Raw genomic sequence first — 20479 nt, forward strand, 5'->3', positions numbered from 1 at the left:
TAGGCTCGGGGCATGACGGTGGCGGTACGGGTCATCCCGTGTCTGGACGTGGACGCCGGGCGCGTGGTCAAGGGGGTCAACTTCCTCGACCTGCGCGACGCCGGCGACCCGGTGGAGCTGGCGGCGGCGTACGACCGGGCCGGCGCAGACGAGCTGACCTTCCTCGACGTCACCGCCTCGTCCAGCGACCGGGGCACCATGCTCGACGTGGTGCGGCGCACCGCCGAGTCGGTCTTCATCCCGCTCACCGTGGGCGGCGGCGTACGCCGGGTCGCCGACGTCGACACGCTGCTGCGCGCCGGTGCGGACAAGGTCGGCGTGAACACCGCCGCCATCGCCCGGCCGGAGCTGATCGCCGAGATCGCCGACCGGTTCGGCCGCCAGGTCCTGGTGCTCTCGCTGGACGTGCGCCGCGCACCGGCCGGCACGACGCCGAGCGGCTTCGAGGTGACCACGCACGGCGGCCGCCGGGGCACCGGGCTGGACGCGGTCGAGTGGGCGGCGCGCGGCGCCGAGCTGGGCGCGGGCGAGATCCTGCTCAACTCGATGGACGCCGACGGCACCAAGGCCGGGTTCGACCTGGCGCTGATCCAGGCGGTCCGCGAGGTGGTCGACGTGCCGGTGATCGCCAGCGGCGGCGCGGGCGAGGTGGCCCACTTCCCGCCGGCCGTCGGCGCCGGGGCGGACGCGGTGCTCGCGGCCAGCGTCTTCCACTTCGGCGAACTGACAGTCGGCGAGGTCAAGGACGCGCTGCGCGGGGCCGGGCACCCGGTGCGCTGACGCGCCGGTCACTGCCGGCCGGAGTGCCCCTCGGGGGAGCGGCGCGGCATCGGGATCGACCGGACCACGTACTCCTGCACGGCGGCGGCGTGGTCGTCCTCGGCGAGCTGCCACTCGGACTCGGCGGGCGGGTGCCGCCGGGTCAGCACGCCCTGCACCGTGTCGACTGTGGTGCCGAGCCCGGCGCTGGGCCGGGTGCGCCAGAGCCGCTCACCGTCCGGGGTGACCCGGAACCAGCCGTCGGCGACGCTGACCAGGCCCGCGCCGACGAGCCGCCGGACCGCTCCCTCCACCTCGTGTCGTTCCGGGAGGGCCTGGTTGAGGTGGTCGGCGGTGGAGAGGACGTCGGCCAGCCGTACGCCTTCGGGGCGGCGTGTCGCGGCGGCCCGCCGGTGCCGGCCGGCGCCACTGGCGATGACCAACGCGACGAAGATCCAGGCGTCGCTCCAACGCCATCCGTTCTCCCCCATGCAGGAATGATGCCCGGCGGCGACGGCGGAGGAAACACCTGGTTTACCGGTTCTGCGTCGTCGCAGCTCAGCGCGTTGCGGCTCGGGCCGGGCCGTGGCGGTCGGCCCGGCCGCGGTCACGTAGCGTAGGCGCCGGCCGCCGGTCGTGCGGGCAGCGCGAAGACCGGGATGAAGAACTGGGCCAGCGGGCCGATGGTCAGCGCGTAGGCCACCGTGCCGAGGCCGACGGTGCCGCCGAGCAGCCAGCCGAACGCCAGCACGGTGATCTCGATGACGGTGCGGACCAGCCGGACCGAGAACCGGGGGTGGCGGGCGACGAAGCCGGTCATCAGCCCGTCGCGCGGGCCGGGGCCGAGCCCGGCGCCGAGGTAGAGGCCGGTGGCGGCGCCGTTGGCGACGATCCCGGCGACGAGCAGCGCGACGCGCGCCGGCATACCCTCCCCGGGCGGCAGCACGGCCAGGGTGGCGTCGACGACCAGTCCGATCACCACGACGTTGCTGACCGTGCCGAGGCCGGGCCGCTGCCGCAGCGGGATCCAGAGCAGCAGCACGAGGGCGCCGACGGCGATGGTGACGGTGCCGAAGGACAGGCCGGTCTGCCGGGCGAGCCCCTGGTGGAACACGTCCCACGGGTCCAGTCCCAGCTCCGACCGGATCATCAGCGCCATGCTCACGCCGTACAGGACGAGCCCTGCGTAGAGCTGGGTGAGTCGCCGCGCCGGCCGGTGCCGGAGATTGCCAAGCTGTGCCATGCATGCCACCCTAGGGGCCAATCGCGGTCATCAAGGGTGCCAATTTCGGAGGTGTGGCCATGACCAGCCAGGTGCGCGGCGTCCAATTGGCGCGACTCCTCGGCCAGTGGCACGCCCTGCCGGGCCGCCGGCGCAGCCCCGACTACGCCGCGCTCGCCGCCGCCGTCCGCGGGTTGCTCGCCGACGGGCGGCTGCCCCTCGGGGTACGCCTGCCGGCCGAGCGGGAGCTGGCCGAGGCGCTGCGGATCAGCCGGACCACCGTCACCGCCGCGTACCGGGAACTGCGGGAGAGCGGCCACCTGGCCAGCCGCCGGGGTGCGGGGAGCTGGACCATGCTGCCCGGCGGGCACCGGGTGGCCAGCACCGGGCTGTGGACGCCGCTGGACGACCGCGACATGATCGACCTCGGCGTGGCCGCGCTGTCCGCGCCCCCGCAGCTCGTCCCGGCCGCGCGGGCCGCGGCCGAGGACCTGCCCCGCTACCTCGGCGGCGCCGGCTACCACCCGACCGGCATCATCGAGCTGCGCGAGGCGGTGGCACGCGGGTACACCGAGCGCGGTCTGCCCACCAGTCCGGAGCAGATCATGGTCACCAGCGGCACCCAGCACGCCCTGGACCTGGTGCTGCGGCTGGCCCTGTCACCCGGCGGCGGGGTGCTCGTCGAGTCGCCCACCTACCCCAACGCGCTGGCCGCGCTGTCCGCCCGGCGGGCCCGCATCGCCACGCACGGCCTGTCCGACGAGGGCTGGGACGCCGAACTGCTGCTCGGCAGCCTCCGGCAGACCCGGCCGAAGCTCGCGTACGTGATCCCCGAGTTCCAGAACCCGACCGGCCACCTGATGGCCGCCGACCTGCGCGAGCGGCTGGTCGGCACGGCCCACGCGGCCGGCACGGACCTGGTGGTCGACGAGTCCTTCGTCGACCTGCCACTGGACGACACCACGCTGCCGCCGCCGGTGGCCGTCTTCGACCGGCACTCCCGGGTGATCAGCATCGGCGGCATGAGCAAGCCCTACTGGGGCGGGCTGCGGATCGGCTGGGTCCGCGCCTCCGCGCCCCAGGTGCAGCGGCTGGCCGCGGCCCGGGTCGGGGTGGACATGGCCAGCCCGGTGCTCGACCAGCTCGTCGCCGTGCACCTGCTCACCGAGGCGCCGGCCATCGTGGCCGCCCGCCGGGCCCAGCTCGTCGCCCAGCGGGACGCCCTGGTCGCGGCGCTCACCGACCGGTTGCCCGACTGGCGGGTACGGGTGCCGAGCGGCGGCGTCACGCTCTGGGCCGAGCTGGACGGCCCGATCTCCAGCGCGCTGGCCCGCGCGGCCGAGGAGGTCGGCGTACGGCTGGCGCCCGGACCCCGGTTCGGCCTGGACGGGACGCTGGAGCGCTTCCTGCGGCTGCCCTTCACCCTGCCCGCCGACGAGCTGGTGGAGGCGGTCGGCCGCCTCGCGGCGGTCCGCTACGACCTGGACCGGACCAGCCGCCCGCAGTGGCGCGAGCCGAGCGTCATCGCCTGACCCGGCCCGTCCGTTCCGGTGGTGGATGCCCGAACGGCGGCTGTGGGACGGGCGGTGCCCGCACACTGCCGGGATGGGGAACGGGAGTGGTGTCCGGCGGTCGTGGACCGCACGGTCCGCCGCACCGGGTTCCCGGACCACCCGGCTTGAGCTCTTCTACGACCTGGTCTTCGTCTTCGCGTTCCTGAGCGTCACCACGCTCACCGCCTCGGAGCTCACGCCGGCCAACCTCTACCGCTTCCTGCTGGTGCTGGCGCTGCTCTGGTGGTCGTGGACCGGCTTCGCCCGGATGGGCAACTTCTTCCGCGCCGACCAGGGCGCCCTGCCGCTGGTCGGCTTCGTCACCGTGGCGGCGACGTTCCTGCTGGTGCTCAGCGAGCCCAGCGCGTTCGAGGACCTCCCCGGCGGGCTGCCCGGCCCGCTGGTCTTCGCCGGCTGCTACTTCGTGATCCGGATGGCCCAGCTCACGGTCTTCGGCTGGGTGGACCGCGCCGACCCGGTCCGGCGCCGCCGGCTTCTGCTGCGCGCCGCGTTCCCGGCCGCCGCCACCGTGCTGCTGGTCATCGCCGGAACCGTGCCGTCGCGGTTGCCGCAGGAGCGGTTCGCGATCCCGCTGCAACTGGCGCTCTGGACGCTGGCGCTGCTCGTCGAGTACGTCGGCGGGGTGACGCTCGCCCGCCAGTGGTGGGTGGTGGTCTCGGCCGGGCACTGGGCCGAACGGCACGCGCTGATCGTGCTCGTCGCGCTCGGTGAGTCGATCATCGCGCTCGGACTCGGCCCGAAGCAAGGGCTGCCGCTGACCGCCCCGGTGGCGGTGTCGGCGCTGCTCGGCATCGTGGTCGTCGCGGCGCTGTGGTGGGCGTACTTCGACACGCTCGCCTTCGCGCTGGAGCAGGCGCTGCACCACGCCCGGGACGAGGCCGCCCGGCTCCGGATGAGCCGGGACGTGTACACGTTCATGCACTTCCCGATGGTCGCCGGGATCATCCTCTACGCGCTCGGCCTCAAGGACCTGCTGGCCGAGGCCGCCGACCCGACCACGCCCACCTGGGGGCTGCCGCTGGGCGATTTCTGGGGCGCGATCCTGTTCGGCGGGGTGGCGTTGTACCTGCTCAGCCTCGCCGGGTGCTGGTGGCTCGCGCTGCGCGAGGTGCACCGGCCGCTGTTGCTCACGGTGGTGGCGCTGGCCGTGGCAGGTCCGTTCGTCTTCCGTATCCCGGAGCTGATCGCGCTCGGCGTCCTCGCGGTGATCACCGGTGCCGGTGTCGCCTGGGAGACGCGCCGCGAGGACGGCCTCCGGCGCCGGGTACGCCGGCTCGCGCTGGAGGAGCAGATCGCCGCCGAGGCCGAGCAGAGCCACTGGCGGCAGCGGCACCTGTGAACGGCGCGCGGCCGTGCCCCGGGACGGTGGGGCACGGCCGGCGCGACCGTGTGGCGGTGCGGGCTACAGCTCGGCGAGCGTGCCCTCGTACATCTTGTCGATCTCGGAGGCGAAGTTCGTCTCCACGCTGCGGCGCCTGATCTTCAGCGACGGCGTGACCTCGCCGTCCTCGATGGTGAGGTCACGGGGGAGGATCGTCACCTTCTTGATCGTCTCCCAGCGGTTGAGCTTGGCGTTCAGCTCGGCCACGTACCCCTCGACCATCTCCCGCGCCTGCGGGGAGGTGACGATAGTGGTGTAGTCGCTGCCCTCCAGCGGGGTGCCGGCGGCCCAGCCCTTGATCGCGTCCGGGTCCAGCGTGACGAGCATGGTGCAGTAGTTGCGCGCCTGCCCGATCACCACGGCCTGCGAGGTGTACGGGCACACCGCCTTGAACATGCCCTCGATGTGCGACGGTGCGACGTACTTGCCGCCGGACGTCTTGACCAGATCCTTCTTCCGGTCGGTGATGCGCAGGTAGCCGTCTTCGTCGAGCGTGCCGATGTCGCCGGTGCGGAAGAAGCCGTCCTCGGTGAACGCGGCGGCGGTCTCCTCGGGCAGATTGTGGTAGCCGCGCATGACCGGCTTGCCGCGCATCAGGATCTCGCCGTCGGTGTCGAGCCGGCACTCCAGGTCGCCCATGGCCCGGCCCACGCTGCCGATCTTCAGCCCGTCGGGCGGGTTCACGAACGCGCCCGCGCTGGTCTCGGTCAGACCGTAGCCCTCCGAGATGGGCAGGTTGGCGGCGGCGAAGAAGGTGGCGATCTCCTTGCTCAGCGGCGCCGCGCCGGAGACCAGCACCCGCATCCGGCCGCCGAGCCGCGCCTGGAGCTTGCTGAACACGAGCTTCTCGGCGACCGCGTACTTCATCCGCAGGCCGGCCGGGACCGGCTTGCCGGCCTGCTCCAGCGCGACCTTCTCCTTGCCGACCCCGACGCCCCAGGCGAAGATCTTGGCCTTGGCGCCGCCCGCGCCCTGCGCGGTGGTGACCGCCTTGTTGTAGACCTTCTCGAAGACCCGGGGCGCGCCGCACATGAGCGTCGGCCGCACCACGCCCAGCAGGTCGACGAGCTTGTCCACCCGGCCGTCGACGTACGTGGGCAGGCCGACGTGGGTCGCGCCGCAGAGCAGCGTCTTGCCGAACGAGTGCGACAGCGGCAGCCACAGGTACTGCAGGTCGTCGACGCGCAGCAGGCCCAGCTCGGCTTGGGCCACGCCCTCCCAGCACCAGCCGCCGTGCAGCAGCTCCACGCCCTTCGGGCGGCCGGTGGTGCCCGAGGTGTAGATCAGCGTGGCCAGGTGGTCCGGGCCGATGCCGGCGACGAGCATGTCGATCAGGTCCGGCTCGGCGCTCAGCGCGGCGGCGCCGCGCTCCTCCAGCTCGGCCAGGGTGAGCTGCGGGACGGCCGCCGCCGGGTCGGGCGTGCCGTCGAAGAGCACCACGTGGGTCAGCGCGGGCAGGTCCGCCCCGGCGATCTTCGCCGCCTGGGCCGGGTTCTCCGCGAACAGCACCTTCGAGCCGGAGTCGGCGATGATGTAGACCGCGTCGTCGGGTTCGGTGGTGGGGTAGACGGTGGTGGTGGCCCCACCGGCGCACATGATGCCGAAGTCGGCGAGCACCCAGTCCAGGCGCGTGTTGGCCAGGATCGCGACCGGATTCTCCAGGCCGACACCGAGCCCGTGCAGCCCGGCGGCGATCGCCTTGGCGCGCTGCCCGACCTGCTCCCACGTCAGCCAGACCGGGCCCGAGTCGTCGGGTGCGGGGTGGGCGAAGGCGTGCCGGTCGGGGGAATCCGCCACGCGCTTGAGGAACATGTCCGGTACGGAACGGTACGGTACATCGAGAGCCATCGCTGTAGCCGCCTTCAGAGGTGGAGGGACGTGACGGGGGTCACGCCGATCTGCGGTTACCGAAGGGTATTGCCTGCACCCGGCCAGCGGCTAGCCCCGATCGGCCGAGTCGCCGCCGGTCCCGCCTGCTGGACCGTTCAGGCGTACCGGCTGGCCCCGCGGGACCAGTCGTAGGTGGCCCTGATCCAGTCCCGGCGGGTGTCGAGGAAGACCCGCATCCCCTCGTCGGCCGCGGCGCCCAGCGCCGCGTCCCGCTCCGCGTACGTGGCGAGGGCCTGGTTGAACCGGTCCGCCGCCGCGTACAGCGCCGCCGACTCGTCCTGCCCGGTCTCACCCGCGATCGTGGTAACCAGGTTGTGCGCCTCCGGGGCGGCGCCGCGCTCCTTGCCGTAGGAGAACAGGTCGTTGCACCAGCACACCAGGTCGGTGGCGAGGGTGTCCAGGGCGGTGAGCGCCGGCGCGACCCGCTGGTCGGCGCGGAGCGTGGATGGGCGGGCCAGGTCGGTCACCGTGAAGCTGGGGCGAACCCCGCCGGTGTGGCGGCGCATCTGCGTGTACTCGGCCACCCCCGGCACCCGCCCGCGCTCCCGGTTGGCGGCCTCCCACAGCAGCGCCAGCAGGTACTCCCGCAACTGGCTGACCAGGCGCAGCAGGTGGGCCGGCCGGCCCCGGTCGCGGGCCCGCCGGCAGAGGTCGTGCAGTGCCACGGCGATCGGCCCGCCGCCGGCCGGTGCGGGCGCCTCCGGGTCGCCCTGCTGGTCGAGCACCGCCAGCAGCGCGGCGATCGTGGGTGCCAGCAGCGTGGGCGCCGCGCCGAGCCCGTCGTCGTCGCAGGCGTCGTCCACCACGAAGAGCCAGTTGATCAGGTCGGTGAGCAGGCGCAGGCCCGGCGGCGACGCCTCTGGGCAGGCGCGAGCGGCCAGCTCCGCCGCGTGCGCCCCGGCCAGCCGCCGGCGCCCGGCCGGGTCCCCCACCAGGCCGAGGTCGCGTACCCAGGCGGCGCTCTCCGCGGCCGCCAGGTCGGCGGCGGGGTGACGCCGGGAGGGAAAGGGCGGCTCGTGCAGTGCCGAGAGGGCGAAGTCGCGCATCGTCGTCCCCTGTCCGCCGCCCCGCCCGCTGGGGCCGCCGGGCAGGAGCGTACGGGAGTGCACAACCGTTATCGAAGTCTGGCTGTCCACCTTCTACGGACAGTCAGCGGCCGGCTACCCGTCCTCGGTCACAGGCCCAGTTCGGCGGTGCGCAGACGCTCGGCGCGGTCGGCCGGACCGTCCACCTGGACCCGGGCCACCCGCTGCCGTCCGGTGAGGAACAGCACCAGCTCGCCCGGCGCGCCCACCACCCGCAGCCGTTCGCCGCCACGGCCGGCCCGCAGCTCGCCGTACCCCGGTGCCTGCACCAGCACCTCGGCCGGGAACTGCCGCAGCGCCATCCGGGCCAGCAGCACGACCCGCTTCCACAGCACCGCCTGCTGCCCGGCCGGCAGGTCGCGCGGGTGCCAGCCCGGCCGGGCGCGCCGCACGTCCTCGTGGTGGACGAAGAACTCCATCCCGTTGGCCACCTCGTCGGTGAGCGGGTTGCTCACCGGGCTCCACAGCGGGGGACGGCGTACCCGGGCGATCAGGTCGGCGTACGGCCCGGCGGCGATCCGCCGGCGGACCGACTCGCCGTAGCCGCGCAGCGGCGGCAGCACGATCCCGCCCGCCGCGTCCGGCCGGCGCTCCCGCACCAGCAGGTGCGCCGCCAGGTCTCGGGTGGTCCACCCCTCGTTCACAGTCGGTGCGTCCGGTCCCAGTTCCAGCATCAGGTCGGCGAGCGCCTCGCGCTCCGCTCGGGCGTACCGCGGCATGGCCCGATCGTAGGCCCGTTCCGCTCGGGCGGCGCGCCACGCCCCGCGCGATCGCGCCCCCCGGACCGCTTCCGGCCGCCCTCGCCCCGGGTCCGGACCGAACGTGACGGCGGACATATCCCGGCCGGGTCGGCGGGACCGGCGGCGAGCGGTAAGGATGGGGGAGAAAACTGCGGCTTACGGCGGGGGAGAGCGTGGCGAGCGGGACAAGTCGGGACGTGCTCGGCAGGGGGCTACGGGTGCTCGGCCGGGCCATCCGGGAAGAGCCACGGATCTTCGCGGTCGCGGTCAGCGGCAGCGTGCTGTTCGGCCTCCTGGTGATCGCCAGCGCGTACGTGGTCGGCGCGGTGGTCGGCCACGTGGTCGTGCCGGCCGTGGAGCGCGGCGAGGTGGTCCGCGGGGCGCTGGCGCTGGCCGCGACGGCGCTGTTCGGCATCAGCGTGCTGCGGGTCGTCGGCATCTTCGGCCGCCGGCTCGGCGCCGGATACATGCAGTACCGGCTCCAGGCCGCCTACCGCCGCCGGGTCACCCGCCGCTACCTGGAACTGCCGCTGGCCTGGCACCACCGCAACTCCACCGGCACGCTGCTGTCCAACGCCAACTCCGACGTGGAGGCGGCCTGGTACCCGATCGCGCCGCTGCCGTTCGCGGTCGGCACGCTGGTGATGCTCGTCGGCGCGGTGGCCTCGCTGTTCTTCACCGACTGGGCGCTGGCCCTGGTCGGCCTCGCCGTGTTCCCCGCGCTGTTCGCGCTCAACGTGGTCTACTCCCGCCGGATGGCGCCCCGGCAGGCCCGGGCGCAGCGGCTGCGGGCCGAGGTCAGCGGCATCGCGCACGAGAGCTTCGACGGCGCGCTGGTGGTCAAGACGATGGGCCGCGAGGCCCAGGAGACGGCCCGCTTCGCCGCCCGCGCCGGCGAGCTGCGCGACGCGCTGATCTCGGTCGGCCGGCTGCGCGGCGTGTTCGACCCGATGCTGGAGACGCTGCCCAGCCTCGGCACGCTCGCCGTGCTGGTGGTCGGCGCGATCCGGCTGCGCCAGGGCGCGATCAGCGTGACCGAGCTGGTCAGCGTCGCGTTCCTGTTCACCGTGCTGGCCTTCCCGGTACGCGCCATCGGCTGGGTGCTGGCCGAACTGCCGCGCAGCGTCGCCGGATGGGACCGGGTCCGCCGGGTGCTGGACGCCACCGGCGAGATGCCGTACGGCACCACGACGCTCGACCCGGCCACCCGTGAGCCGGCGACGCTCACCTTCGACGACGTGCACTTCGCGTACGAGCCGGCCGAGGCGCACCTGCCCGGCGCCCAGGTGCTCGGCGAGGTGACGTTCACCGTCCCGGCCGGGAAGACGGTCGCCCTGGTCGGCCCCACCGGCGCGGGCAAGTCGACGATCGCGTCACTGGCCGTGCGCCTGGTCGACCCGGGCGCCGGGCGGGTCACGCTGGACGGCGTGGACGTGCGGGAGCTGACCGCCGCCTCGCTCGCCGGCACGGTGGCGCTCGTGGCGCAGGTGCCGTTCGTCTTCGACGACACGGTCCGGGCCAACATCGCGCTCGACCGCGCCGGCATCGGCGACGACGAGGTGTGGGCGGCGCTGCGGCTGGCCGAGGCGGACGGCTTCGTGGCCGCGCTGCCGGACGGGCTGGACACCATGGTCGGCGAGCGGGGCACGTCGCTGTCCGGCGGGCAGCGCCAGCGGCTGACGCTCGCCCGGGCACTCGCCGGGCGACCCCGGCTGCTGGTGCTCGACGACGCCACCAGCGCTGTCGACCCGCGGGTCGAGGCGGCCATCCTGGCCGGGCTGCGCGCGCCCGCCGACGGCGGCGCCCCGGCGTCGATCCTGGTGGTGGCGTACCGCCGGGCCACCATCGCGCTCGCCGACGAGGTGATCTACGTGGAGCAGGGCCGGGTGGTCGCCCGCGGCACACACACCGAGCTGCTGGCCACCGTGCCCGGCTACGCCGACCTGGTCACCGCGTACGAGCAGGCCGAGCAGGAACGCGAGCAGAATCGGACGTACGACGAGGTCACGCCGTTGCCCTCGGGCCTGGAGATCGAGGTGGACCGGTGAGCGCGAGGAGTGCAGCGGAGCGGAGCCCCGAGACCACCGAGTCGACCTGGCGGACGCTGCGGCGAGGGCTGGCGCTCTCCCCGGAGCTGCGCACCGGCCTCGCCGGCACGCTGGCGCTTGCGCTGATCTACATGGTCGGCCGGGTGGCCGTGCCGGTGGCGGTGCAGCGCGGCATCGACCACGGCATCGTCGGCGGGCTCGACCTGAACGTCATCTCGCTCACCGTGGCGATCACCGCCGGGGTGCTGGTGGTCACCACCGCCTGCGGCTACCTGATGATGCGCCGGCTGTTCACGGTGAGCGAGACCGCGCTGGCCGGGGTGCGCACCCGGGCGTTCCGGCACGTGCACGACCTGTCCATGCTGCACCAGCAGTCCGAGCGGCGCGGGTCGCTCGTCTCCCGGGTCACCAGCGACGTCGACCAGATCACCCAGTTCCTCCAGTGGGGCGGCGTGATCCTGATCGTCAACCTGGGTCAGCTGCTGGTGACCACCGCCGTGATGCTCGCGTACTCCTGGCAGTTGACGCTCGTGGTGCTCGTCGCGTTCGCGCCCGCGGTGCTGGTGATCCGGCGGTTGCAGCGCCGCCTCGCCGGGGCGTACGGGCTGGTGCGGCAGCGCACCGGCACGCTGCTCGGCGCGATCGGCGAGAGCGTGGTGGGCGCGCCGGTGATCCGGGCGTACGGCATCGCCGGGCGCACCGCGCGGCGGCTGGACACGGCCATCGACGGGCAGCGGGTCGCCCAGCAGCGGGCGATCCGGATCAGCATCATGGGCAGCTCGGTGGGGGAGCTGGCGGCCGGGCTGGCGCTGGCCGGCGTCGTGGTGGTGGGGGTCAGCCTGGGCGTCGACGGCACGCTGACGGTCGGCCAGCTCACCGCGTTCCTGTTCCTGGTCACGCTGTTCATCCAGCCCGTGCAGATCGCCACCGAGGTGCTCAACGAGGCGCAGAACGCGATCGCCGGCTGGCGGCGGGTGCTGGACGTGCTGGACGTCTCCCCGGACGTGGCCGACCCCGGCGAGCAGGGGCGGGAGCTGCCGCCGGGGCCGCTGGACGCCCGGTTCGCCGGCGTGACGTTCGCCTATCCGGGCGGGCCGCCGGTGCTGCACGACGTGACGCTGGACATTCCGGCCAAGAGCCGGGTGGCGGTGGTGGGCGAGACCGGAAGCGGCAAGACGACGTTCGCCAAGCTGCTCACCCGCCTGATGGACCCGACCGAGGGGCAGGTGCTGCTCTCCGGGGTCGACCTGCGGCAGGTGCGCTTCGACTCGCTGCGCTCCCGGGTGGTGATGGTGCCGCAGGACGGCTTCCTGTTCGACGCCACGGTCGGGGAGAACGTCCGCTTCGCCCGCCCCGACCTGACCGACGAGCGGCTCACCGCCGCCTTCGCCGAGCTGGGCCTCTCCGACTGGCTGGACGGGCTGCCGGCCGGGCTGGACACGCCGGTCGGTGAGCGCGGGGAGGCGCTGAGCGTCGGCGAGCGGCAGCTGGTGGCGCTGGCCCGGGCGTACGTCGCGGACCCGGACCTGCTGGTGCTGGACGAGGCGACGAGCGCGGTCGACCCGGCCACCGAGGTCCGCCTGCAACGGACGCTCGACGCGGTGACCCGGGGCCGGACCACGCTCGCCATCGCGCACCGGCTGTCCACCGCGCAGGCGGCGGACGAGGTGATCGTGGTGGACCGGGGCCGGATCGTGCAGCGCGGCCCGCACGAGGAACTGGTCCGCGACACCGACTCGGTGTACGCCCTGCTGTACGCCTCCTGGCTGGAACAGACCCGCTGATCCTGGCGGGTCTGCCCGACAAGCGGCGGTCAGCGGGAGTAGAACTCCACCACCAGCTGCTCGTCGCAGACCACCGGCACCTCGTGCCGGGCCGGTTCGCGCACCAGCGTGGCGCGCAGCTCGCCCGGCTGCGCCGACAGGTACGGCCGGGGCTGCGCGTCGGCGTGCGCGCCAGCGGCGGCGAGCTGGAACGGCGGCAGCGAGCGGCTGCGCTCGCGTACGCCGACCACCTGGCCGGGGCGCAGCCGGTACGACGGCCGGTCGACCTTGCGCCCGTCGACGGTGATGTGGCCGTGTGCGACGAGCTGGCGGGCCTGGTAGATGCTGCGCGCCAGCCCGGCCCGCAGCACCACCGCGTCGAGGCGCCGCTCCAGCAGCGCGACGAGCGTCTCGCCGGTCTTGCCGGCGCCCCGGGCGGCCTCGTCGAACAGCCGGCGCAGCTGGGCCTCGCTGACGTTGTACTGGTGGCGCAGCCGCTGCTTCTCCAGCAGCCGCACCTGGTAGTCGCTGGTGGTGCGGCGGGACCGGCCGTGCACACCCGGTGGGTAGGGGCGCCGCTCGAAGTACCGCACGCACTTGCGGGTCAGCGGGATGCCGAGGGCGCGGGAGAGCCGGGCCTTGGGCCGGGGGTGGTTCACGTCGAGGTCTCCGATCGTCTAGCCTGTTGCTTAGGTAAGCCTAACCTATGTTGAGGAGGTCGGGATCATGCGGCCCAGCCCGGCGGAGATCGTGCGAACCCTGGTCGCGGGCCGGTTGCCCGCCCTCGTCCACCTGGCCCGGCACCCCGGCCCGCACCAGGTCCGGCACGCCGTCGACCCCGACGGGCGGGTGCTGCTGCTCGTACCCGTGGTCAGTGACCTCGCCGCGGCGCTCGTGCCGCCGGCGGGCGACACCGACGTGGCCACCGTGCTCGACGTGCTCGACCTGCCACCGGCCGCCGGGGCGCCCTCGCTCGGCCGGGCCTGGGTGTCCGGCTGGTCCGCCCGGCTGGACGGGGACGAGGCGCGCGACGCGGCGGTCGACTTCGCCGCCAGCGACCCGGCCGGCGACCTGCTCGACGTGGGCAGCCGCTTCCACCTGCACCGGTTCGAGGTGGCCGAGGCCCGCTGGGAGCGCGCCGGGCGCGTGCGCCGGGTAGACCCGGAGGCGTACGCGGAGGCCGAGCCGGATCCGCTGCACCCGGTCGAGGCCGACCTGCTGGCGGACCTGGCCGACCACCACGCCGAGCAGGTCGGCGACTACCTGCGGCGGCGGCTGGACCTGCCCGGCGACCAGGTTCCCCGGGTGGTCCGGATCGACAGGTACGGGCTGCTGGTCGCGCACGGGCGGCCCGGCGCGACCCGGCGGGCCCGGCTCGCCTTCCCCCGGCCCGTCGCCGACGTGGCGGAGCTGTCCCGCCTGCTGCACCCGATGCTCTGCCCCCGGGCCGCCGCGTGAGTTGCGTGGCAGGCCCGCCAGGGCTCAGGCGATGTCGCCGGTGAGGTAACGCTGGACCGTCGGGCCGATGGCGGCCACCAGCGTCGCCGGTTCGGCGGTGGCGACCGCGTCGAGGCGCAGCACGTACCGCGTCATGGCCAGCCCGGCGAGCTGGGTGGCGACCAGCCCGCCGCGCAGCGCGCGCTGCCCCGGGTCGACGTCGAGCTGGTCGAGTACCCGGCGCAGCACCTGCGTGACCAGGAACTCGCGCAGCAGGCGCGCGGTCCAGTCGTTGCTGACGGCCGAGCGCAGCAGCGCCACCGCGGCAGTGCCGGTGGGGGAGTCCCAGACCTCCAGGAACACCCGGACCATCCGCTCGCCGAGCGCGTCCGGGCCGCCGGCGAGCACCGCCGGCAGCAGCCGCCCCGGGTCGGCCGGGAACGCCGTCGCGGCCCGGAACAGCTCCTCCTTGCCGCCGAAGTAGTGGTGCACGAGCGCCGGGTCCACGCCGGCCGCGGCGGCGATGGCCCGGATCGACGCGGCGTCGAAGCCGCGTTCGGCGAACGCCTCCCGTGCCGCGGCGAGGATGGCCTCGCGGGTGTCCGGGCTGCCGGGCCGCCGCCCGGAGCGCCGCGCGTTCACCCGCTGCGCCGGCGCAGCGTCGCGGCGGCCAGCACCAGCGCCGCCACCGCCGCCCCGGCCACGATCGCGACGTCCCGCCACATCGTCCCGGTCGGTTCGGCGTGCGCGCCGACCTCCTGAAGCGCCTCGACCGCGTACGACAGCGGCAGCGCGTCGCTGATCGCCTGGAGCCAGCCGGCCATCTGGTCGCGCGGCACGAACAGGCCGCACAGCAGCAGTTGCGGGGCCACCACCACCGGCATGAACTGGACCGCCTGGAACTCGGTGCGGGCGAACGCCGAGCAGAACAGCCCGAGCGCCACCGCGAGCACCGCGTTCACACCGGCGATCAGCACGACCAGCCACGCGCTGCCCGCCGTCTCCAGCCCGAACACCCGGTACGCGACGACCGAGGCGACAGTGGACTGGAGCACCCCGGCCAGGCCGAACGCGATGCCGTACCCGAACAGCAGGTCGAGCTTGCCCAGCGGCGTGGTGAGCAGGCGCTCCAGCGTGCCCGTGGTGCGCTCGCGGAGCATGGCGATGCTGGTCACCAGGAACATGATGATGAACGGGAAGAAGCCCAGCATGATCAGGGCCACCCGGTCGAACGTGCTGGGCGCGCCGGGCGGGGCGGGCTGGTCGACGTACATGAAGTAGACGAGCGTGAGCAGCACCGACGGCACCACCACGAGCAGCGCCACGGTCCGCCGGTCGTGCCGGAGCTGGCGCAGGATGCGCCCGGTGGTGGCGGCCAGGATCCGTCCGTTCATCGGGCCTCTCCCTCGGCGTCGCGGATCAGGCGCAGGAACGCCTCCTCCAGGTCGTCGGTCCCGGTGGCGGCGCGGACCGCGGCCGGGGTGTCGTCGGCGACCAGCCGGCCCTCGCGGATCAGCAGCAGCCGGTCGCAGCGGGCCGCCTCGTCCATCACGTGGCTGGAGACCAGCAGCGTGGTGCCGTTCGCGGCCATGGCGTGGAACCGGGCCCACAGGTCGGCCCGCAGCACCGGATCCTGGCCGACTGTGGGTTCGTCGAGGACGACCAGCTCCGGTTCGCCGACGAGCGCGCAGGCGAGCGAGGCGCGGCTGCGCTGGCCGCCGGAGAGCGTGCCGACGAGCTGGTCGGCCGCGGTCGCCAGGCCGACGTCGGCCACCGCGCGGTCGGCCTCGGCGCGGCCCCGGCCCTGGAGCACCGCGAAGTAGCGGGCGTTCTCCCGCACCGTCAGGTCGGCGTAGACGCTCGGCGCCTGGGTCAGGTAACCCACCCGGCGGCGCAGGTCGGCCGAGCCGGCGGGGCGGCCGAGCACGTCGACGGTGCCGGAGCCGACCGTCTGCACGCCGACCACCGCGCGCATCAGCGTGGTCTTGCCGCTGCCACTGGGCCCGAGCAGCCCGGTCACGGTGCCCCGGGGCACCGCGCAGGTGATGCCGTGCAGCACCCGCCGCCCGCCCCGGTCGACCACCAGCTCGCGGACCGACACCGCGTCGTCCATGCTTGCCTCCGTCAATTCATCACCCGTTGAACTCAACGGTAGGTGAATTCCGCTCCCGGGGCAATGAGGGACTTGACTTCGAGTGCGCTCGAACTGGAAGCCTGGAGGACGTGGACATCAGCACGCGGGAGATGAGCCTCACCGTGGGTGAGGCGGCGGAACGAGTCGGCCTGACCACCTACACGCTGCGCTGGTACGAGCAGGAGGGCCTGGTGGGCCGCGTCGGGCGGGACTCGTCGGGCCGCCGGCGCTACACCGAGTCCGACGTCAACTGGCTGTTCCTGCTCACCCGGCTGCGCCGCACCGGGATGCCGGTGCGCGACATGCGCCGCTACGCGGAACTGGCCCGGCACGGGGACAGCACGCTCGGCGCGCGACGGGCGCTGTTCGAGGCGCACCGGGCCCGCGTACTGGCCCGGATGGCCGAGCTGGAGGAGGACCTGAAGGTCCTCGAACACAAGATCGACGCGTACCGCCGTGCGGAGGAGGAATCCGGCTGAAAACCCCAGCGGCGGACAGCGGGTCCGGCAACGGTCATTGCGGTGAAGATCGGATTTCGGCACCATGACGCCGTGGGTCCAGCGCAGTTGCCCGACACCGCATTCCTCGACGACTGGGCCGCCCGCCTGCGGCAGGCCGCCGACCGGCCGGTCGTCGGGATCATGCTGCGCGGCAGTCATGCCCGCCGGGCCGCCACCGAGCACAGCGACGTGGACGTGGACGTGCTCGTGGCCGCCGACGACGGACGGGCCGCCGGCGCGGGGGCCCGGCAGGCCACGTCCCGCCGCGGCACGCCGTACGCGGCCCGGCGGGCGTACCTGACCGAGTTCGGCGGTCGCCTCGTGCACGTCTCCGTGGCCGCCCGCGACGTCCGCTCCTGGGTGCGCCGCCTGGGCCAGCCCGCCGACTGGGCGTTCGGGCTCCCGGTCACCGCGCCCGCCCGGCTGCTGTGGGCCGTACCGGAGTGGCGCCGCCGGATCGACCTGCCGGTGCTCTGCCAGCCCGCCGGCGAGCCGCGCCTGGAGGAGCTGATCGCGACGCTGGGCAAGGTCGCCGCGGCCCGCGTGGCCGACGACCCGGTCGGGGTCCGGCTCGCCGCGGCCGACCTGGCCCGGCTCTGCCCCTCGGTGCTGCGGCCGGCCAACCCGTCGGTACGCGTGGTGTCCCGCCGGGCCGCCCTGACCGCCGCGCTGGACCTGCCGGTCGCCCCGCCCGGCTACCGCCACGACATGCTGCTCTGCCTCGGGTTGCGCGCCGGTGACCCGGCCGAGGTCGGCGCCGCCGCCGGACGGCTGGTCACCGGCATCCTCCCGCTGATCCGCCCGTACGCCGACGAGATCGCCGCCACCCACGGCGCGGACCTGGCCGAGGCGCTGGTCGACGGCCGGGTGGACCGCTACCTCGGCCGGCTGGGCCGGGCGCTGGGGACGGTGACGCCCGCCTCCCGGGACACGTCGGCGGTGCCCGGGCCGCGTGCGGGAGAATGGTCAACCGTGCCCGCCCCTGACGCGCCGCTGACCGGCGCCCCCGCTCCCGGACCGGCCCGTCCGTCCCGGCTCGACCCGGCCATCGCGGCCAAGCTCCGCCGCACCCCGGACGGCCTGGTCGCCGCCGTGGTCCGCGCCCACGACTCGGGCGAGGTGCTGATGGTCGCCTGGATGGACGACGAGGCGCTGCACCGCACGCTCACCACCGGGCGGGCCACCTACTGGTCGCGCAGCCGCGGCGAGTACTGGGTCAAGGGCGCCACCTCGGGCAACCACCAGTACGTGCGCTCGGTGGCGCTCGACTGCGACGGCGACGCGCTGCTGGTCAGCGTGGAGCAGGTCGGCGCGGCCTGCCACACCGGGCAGCGCACCTGCTTCTTCACCGAACTGCCGGTCAGCTCCCCGGAGGCGACCCCGTGACCGACGGCACGGTCAGCCCGGACCGGTCCGCCTTCGCCGACCTGGCCGCCCGCTGGCGGGTCGTGCCGGTGACCCGGCGGCTGCTGGCCGACGCGGAGACGCCGGTCGGGGTCTACCGCAAGCTGGCCGGCGGTCCCGGCACCTTCCTGCTGGAGTCCGCCGAACAGGGCGTCGGCTCGGCCGGCACGGCCTGGTCGCGCTACTCGTTCATCGGCGTCCGCAGCAGCGCCACGCTCACCGAGCGCGACGGCGCGGCGAGCTGGACCGGCACGCCACCGGCGGGCGTGCCCACCGGCGGCGACCCGGTCACCGTGCTGCGCGAGACGGTCGCCGCGCTCGCCGGGCCGGGCTGGGATCCGGCCGGTGACATGCCGCCGCTGACCGGCGGCCTGGTCGGCTACCTCGGGTACGACCTGGTCCGCCGCTTCGAGCGCCTGCCCGAGCTGACCGAGGACGAGCTGGACGTGCCCGAGCTGGGCATGATGCTCGCGACCGACCTGGTGGTCCTCGACCACTACGAGGGCTCCGCGATCCTGGTCGCCAACGCGGTGCTGCCGCCGCTGGACGACCCCGACCGGGCGGGGCGGGTCGAGGCCGCGTACCACCACGCCGTCGGCCGCCTCGACGCGATGACCACCGCGTTGTCCCGGCCGATTCCGCCCATGGTCTCGACGGTGGGCCGGCCCGGCGTCGGCGAGGTGGTCAGCCGTACCCCCGAGGGCGGCTACCCGGAGGCGGTGGAGGCGGCCAAGGAGGCGATCCGGGCCGGCGAGTGCTTCCAGATCGTGCTCAGCCAGCGCTTCGAGCGCCGCACCGACGCCGACCCGCTCGACGTCTACCGGGTGCTGCGCACCACGAACCCCAGCCCGTACATGTACCTGCTGCGCTTCGACGGCTTCGACATCGTGGGCTCGTCGCCGGAGGCGCACCTCAAGGTCAGCGCCGGGCCGGACGGGCGGCGGCGGGCGCTGCTGCACCCGATCGCCGGCACCCGGCCGCGCGGCGGCTCCCCGGACGGCGACGCCAAGCTCGCCGCCGAGCTGCTCGCCGACCCCAAGGAACGCGCCGAGCACGTGATGCTCGTCGACCTGGGCCGCAACGACCTGGGGCGGGTGTGCCGGCCGGGCACCGTCGAGGTGCCCGAGTTCGCCACCATCGAGCGCTACAGCCACGTCATGCACATCGTCTCCACGGTCGTCGGGGAGCTGCGCGACGACCGCACCGCGTTCGACGCGCTGGCCGCGACGTTCCCGGCCGGGACGCTCAGCGGCGCGCCCAAGGTGCGCGCCATGGAGATCATCGAGGAGCTGGAGCCGGTGCGGCGCGGCGTCTACGGCGGCACCGTCGGCTACTTCGCCTTCGGCGGCGACCTGGACATGGCCATCGCGATCCGTACCGCGCTGATCCGCGACGGCCGCGCCTACGTGCAGGCCGGCGCCGGGATCGTGGCCGATTCCGACCCCGCCGCCGAGGACCAGGAGACGCGGAGCAAGGCCGCCGCCGTCCTCGCCGCCATCGCGGCCGCCGAGACGCTGCGGGCCGCCCGGTGAGCGCGCCCGGCACCACCGCGCCGGCGGCCCGTGGCCGGCGCGAACTCGCGTACGCGGTGCTGCTCTGCCTGGCCGGCGCGGGCCTGGCCTGCTGGGCGGTGACCCGGACCTGGTCGGTCGAGGTGACCGCCCGGGGGTCGCTGCCGTCCGGGCGGGCCGAACGCACCGGTACGGAGCTGCTGCCCTGGGTGCTGGCGCTGACGTACGTGGGACTCGCCGGCGGTGGCGCGGTGCTCGCCACCCGGGGTCGGCTGCGCCGGCTGCTGGGTGTGCTGCTGGCCGCTGTCGGGGTGGCCGTGGCGGTCGGCGGCGGGGTCGGCCTGGCCGAGTCCGGGGTGAGCCGGCAGTGGCCGGCGCTGGTGCTGGCGGGCGGCCTGGCCCTGGCGGCCGGCGGCGCGCTCACCGCGCTGCGCGGCGACGGCTGGCCGGCGATGGGCGCCCGCTACGAGCGGCGGTCCGCCCCGGCGGACGAGCCCGGCCGGCCGGCGGTCGAGCGTGGCACCCGGGACGCGTGGGACGCGCTGGACCGGGGCGAGGACCCGACGGTCAGCTGACCGGCTGCGCCTCGCGGGCGTCGCGCCGCTGCCGGGCCGCGGCCCGCGCGGCGGCCAGCTCGGCCACCAGCCGCTCCAGCTCGCGGCGCTGGGCGGCGCGGGCCCGGTCGGCGCAGACCGCCTCCCAGGCGTTGCCCCGGGCGGTACGCATCCGGCCGTCACCGGCCACCGCGCGCTCGAGCGTGTGCACCACGCCGACGGCGAGCGAGGCGACGGTACGGGAGATGGTGGTCAAGCCGATGGTCTGGGTCGGCCCGTTGGCGCTCATGGTCACCCCACACGAGATCGTTGGCGACGGTCGGCAGCCGCCGGCGTCGAGTGTGCCCGACGACGATGCTTCCGGGCGGACGTTTCGCCGCCGTGAAGCACAGGTCAACGCTGCCGCACCGGGGGCGACCTGGGCAGGGCCGGAGGTCCTTGAGCTTGGTCACAGCGGTCGCCGTAACCCGTCCTGCG

20 protein-coding genes and 1 pseudogene are annotated in these 20479 nt (G+C 74.7%); 11 read left to right on the forward strand and 10 right to left on the reverse strand.

All coding sequences use genetic code 11. The features are described 5' to 3' along the window. Nucleotides 1-12: 12 nt before the first annotated feature. Entirely contained in the window at nucleotides 13-780 is a 768-nt protein-coding gene (hisF, locus tag ABIH81_RS17110) for an imidazole glycerol phosphate synthase subunit HisF (protein ID WP_128137456.1), read from the forward strand. Nucleotides 781-788: 8 nt separating this feature from the next. Here hisF and ABIH81_RS17115 read toward each other — a convergent pair whose 3' ends face one another. Both ABIH81_RS17115 and ABIH81_RS17120 read right to left on the reverse strand, forming a co-directional pair. Next, entirely contained in the window at nucleotides 789-1250 is a 462-nt protein-coding gene (locus ABIH81_RS17115; protein WP_349875926.1) for a hypothetical protein, read from the reverse strand. 116 nt (nucleotides 1251-1366) lie between these two features. Further along, nucleotides 1367-2002, reverse strand: coding sequence for a hypothetical protein (locus ABIH81_RS17120; protein WP_349875927.1), 636 nt, complete (start codon nucleotides 2000-2002; stop codon nucleotides 1367-1369). 59 nt (nucleotides 2003-2061) lie between these two features. Between ABIH81_RS17120 and ABIH81_RS17125 the strand changes: the two genes are divergently transcribed. Continuing rightward, a complete protein-coding gene (locus tag ABIH81_RS17125; protein WP_349875928.1) occupies nucleotides 2062-3513 on the forward strand; it encodes a PLP-dependent aminotransferase family protein in 1452 nt (483 codons plus the stop codon). Between the two features lie 73 nt (nucleotides 3514-3586). Continuing rightward, complete coding sequence (locus ABIH81_RS17130; RefSeq protein WP_349875929.1) at nucleotides 3587-4894, forward strand: low temperature requirement protein A; 1308 nt, start codon at nucleotides 3587-3589, stop codon at nucleotides 4892-4894. Between the two features lie 63 nt (nucleotides 4895-4957). Here ABIH81_RS17130 and ABIH81_RS17135 read toward each other — a convergent pair whose 3' ends face one another. The 3 genes from ABIH81_RS17135 to ABIH81_RS17145 all read right to left on the reverse strand — a co-directional run bounded on the left by ABIH81_RS17135 (nucleotide 4958) and on the right by ABIH81_RS17145 (nucleotide 8630). Further along, on the reverse strand, nucleotides 4958-6784 hold the full coding sequence (locus ABIH81_RS17135; protein ID WP_349875930.1) for a long-chain fatty acid--CoA ligase: 1827 nt from the start codon (nucleotides 6782-6784) through the stop codon (nucleotides 4958-4960). Nucleotides 6785-6921: 137 nt separating this feature from the next. Further along, nucleotides 6922-7872 (reverse strand): terpene synthase, encoded by a 951-nt coding sequence (locus tag ABIH81_RS17140; RefSeq protein ID WP_349875931.1) that lies wholly within the window; start codon nucleotides 7870-7872, stop codon nucleotides 6922-6924. 128 nt (nucleotides 7873-8000) lie between these two features. Further along, nucleotides 8001-8630 (reverse strand): TIGR03085 family metal-binding protein, encoded by a 630-nt coding sequence (locus tag ABIH81_RS17145; protein WP_349875932.1) that lies wholly within the window; start codon nucleotides 8628-8630, stop codon nucleotides 8001-8003. Between the two features lie 194 nt (nucleotides 8631-8824). Here ABIH81_RS17145 and ABIH81_RS17150 point away from each other — a divergent pair, with 194 nt between their 5' ends. Both ABIH81_RS17150 and ABIH81_RS17155 read left to right on the forward strand, forming a co-directional pair. Beyond that, nucleotides 8825-10699, forward strand: a complete 1875-nt coding sequence (locus ABIH81_RS17150) for an ABC transporter ATP-binding protein (protein WP_349875933.1) — start codon at nucleotides 8825-8827, stop codon at nucleotides 10697-10699. Further along, nucleotides 10696-12483 carry an ABC transporter ATP-binding protein gene (locus ABIH81_RS17155; RefSeq protein WP_349875934.1) on the forward strand — a complete coding sequence of 596 codons (1788 nt, stop codon included), beginning with the start codon at nucleotides 10696-10698 and terminating at the stop codon, nucleotides 12481-12483. Before ABIH81_RS17150 ends, ABIH81_RS17155 begins: the two co-directional genes overlap by 4 nt. A 29-nt stretch (nucleotides 12484-12512) precedes the next feature. Here ABIH81_RS17155 and rpsD read toward each other — a convergent pair whose 3' ends face one another. Further along, entirely contained in the window at nucleotides 12513-13121 is a 609-nt protein-coding gene (gene rpsD / locus ABIH81_RS17160) for a 30S ribosomal protein S4 (RefSeq protein WP_349875935.1), read from the reverse strand. A gap of 67 nt (nucleotides 13122-13188) precedes the next feature. On the opposite strand from rpsD, the gene ABIH81_RS17165 reads away from it, so the two are divergent. Next, nucleotides 13189-13920, forward strand: coding sequence for a DUF2470 domain-containing protein (locus tag ABIH81_RS17165; RefSeq protein WP_349875936.1), 732 nt, complete (start codon nucleotides 13189-13191; stop codon nucleotides 13918-13920). Between the two features lie 24 nt (nucleotides 13921-13944). Here ABIH81_RS17165 and ABIH81_RS17170 read toward each other — a convergent pair whose 3' ends face one another. From ABIH81_RS17170 to ABIH81_RS17180, 3 genes are read right to left on the reverse strand one after another with little or no spacing between them, the layout of a single operon-like run. Continuing rightward, complete coding sequence (locus ABIH81_RS17170) at nucleotides 13945-14541, reverse strand: TetR family transcriptional regulator (RefSeq protein ID WP_349875937.1); 597 nt, start codon at nucleotides 14539-14541, stop codon at nucleotides 13945-13947. Then, entirely contained in the window at nucleotides 14538-15293 is a 756-nt protein-coding gene (locus tag ABIH81_RS17175; protein ID WP_349875938.1) for an ABC transporter permease, read from the reverse strand. The genes ABIH81_RS17170 and ABIH81_RS17175 overlap by 4 nt, the downstream gene beginning before the upstream one ends. Continuing rightward, on the reverse strand, nucleotides 15290-16012 hold the full coding sequence (locus ABIH81_RS17180; protein ID WP_349875939.1) for an ABC transporter ATP-binding protein: 723 nt from the start codon (nucleotides 16010-16012) through the stop codon (nucleotides 15290-15292). The genes ABIH81_RS17175 and ABIH81_RS17180 overlap by 4 nt, the downstream gene beginning before the upstream one ends. Before the next feature lie 110 nt (nucleotides 16013-16122). On the opposite strand from ABIH81_RS17180, the gene ABIH81_RS17185 reads away from it, so the two are divergent. From ABIH81_RS17185 to ABIH81_RS17205, 5 genes and pseudogenes are all read left to right on the forward strand, one after another. Further along, on the forward strand, nucleotides 16123-16512 hold the full coding sequence (locus ABIH81_RS17185) for a MerR family transcriptional regulator (protein WP_013287558.1): 390 nt from the start codon (nucleotides 16123-16125) through the stop codon (nucleotides 16510-16512). 162 nt (nucleotides 16513-16674) lie between these two features. Beyond that, nucleotides 16675-17277: pseudogene (locus ABIH81_RS17190) on the forward strand (phosphoribosyl-AMP cyclohydrolase); the annotation flags it as partial. Between the two features lie 228 nt (nucleotides 17278-17505). Further along, entirely contained in the window at nucleotides 17506-17919 is a 414-nt protein-coding gene (gene hisI / locus ABIH81_RS17195; RefSeq protein WP_252449375.1) for a phosphoribosyl-AMP cyclohydrolase, read from the forward strand. Then, nucleotides 17916-19469 carry an anthranilate synthase component I gene (locus ABIH81_RS17200; RefSeq protein ID WP_349875940.1) on the forward strand — a complete coding sequence of 518 codons (1554 nt, stop codon included), beginning with the start codon at nucleotides 17916-17918 and terminating at the stop codon, nucleotides 19467-19469. Before hisI ends, ABIH81_RS17200 begins: the two co-directional genes overlap by 4 nt. After that, nucleotides 19466-20023, forward strand: a complete 558-nt coding sequence (locus ABIH81_RS17205; protein WP_349875941.1) for a Trp biosynthesis-associated membrane protein — start codon at nucleotides 19466-19468, stop codon at nucleotides 20021-20023. The genes ABIH81_RS17200 and ABIH81_RS17205 overlap by 4 nt, the downstream gene beginning before the upstream one ends. On the opposite strand, the gene ABIH81_RS17210 is transcribed toward ABIH81_RS17205, so the two are convergent. Then, complete coding sequence (locus tag ABIH81_RS17210; protein WP_302907751.1) at nucleotides 20016-20291, reverse strand: hypothetical protein; 276 nt, start codon at nucleotides 20289-20291, stop codon at nucleotides 20016-20018. The genes ABIH81_RS17205 and ABIH81_RS17210 overlap by 8 nt on opposite strands. Nucleotides 20292-20479 lie beyond the last annotated feature (188 nt).

It is taken from the genome of Micromonospora sp. HUAS YX12 (assembly GCF_040215685.1).
Taxonomy (GTDB): domain Bacteria; phylum Actinomycetota; class Actinomycetes; order Mycobacteriales; family Micromonosporaceae; genus Micromonospora; species Micromonospora tulbaghiae.

Coding starts and splice junctions, on each gene's coding strand:
- hisF (WP_128137456.1), top strand. CDS start 13: ATGACGGTGGCGGTACGGGTCATCCCGTGTCTGGACGTGGACGCCGGG.
- ABIH81_RS17115 (WP_349875926.1), bottom strand. CDS start 1,250: ATGGGGGAGAACGGATGGCGTTGGAGCGACGCCTGGATCTTCGTCGCG.
- ABIH81_RS17120 (WP_349875927.1), bottom strand. CDS start 2,002: ATGGCACAGCTTGGCAATCTCCGGCACCGGCCGGCGCGGCGACTCACC.
- ABIH81_RS17125 (WP_349875928.1), top strand. CDS start 2,062: ATGACCAGCCAGGTGCGCGGCGTCCAATTGGCGCGACTCCTCGGCCAG.
- ABIH81_RS17130 (WP_349875929.1), top strand. CDS start 3,587: ATGGGGAACGGGAGTGGTGTCCGGCGGTCGTGGACCGCACGGTCCGCC.
- ABIH81_RS17135 (WP_349875930.1), bottom strand. CDS start 6,784: ATGGCTCTCGATGTACCGTACCGTTCCGTACCGGACATGTTCCTCAAG.
- ABIH81_RS17140 (WP_349875931.1), bottom strand. CDS start 7,872: ATGCGCGACTTCGCCCTCTCGGCACTGCACGAGCCGCCCTTTCCCTCC.
- ABIH81_RS17145 (WP_349875932.1), bottom strand. CDS start 8,630: ATGCCGCGGTACGCCCGAGCGGAGCGCGAGGCGCTCGCCGACCTGATG.
- ABIH81_RS17165 (WP_349875936.1), top strand. CDS start 13,189: ATGCGGCCCAGCCCGGCGGAGATCGTGCGAACCCTGGTCGCGGGCCGG.
- ABIH81_RS17175 (WP_349875938.1), bottom strand. CDS start 15,293: ATGAACGGACGGATCCTGGCCGCCACCACCGGGCGCATCCTGCGCCAG.
- ABIH81_RS17180 (WP_349875939.1), bottom strand. CDS start 16,012: ATGGACGACGCGGTGTCGGTCCGCGAGCTGGTGGTCGACCGGGGCGGG.
- ABIH81_RS17210 (WP_302907751.1), bottom strand. CDS start 20,291: ATGAGCGCCAACGGGCCGACCCAGACCATCGGCTTGACCACCATCTCC.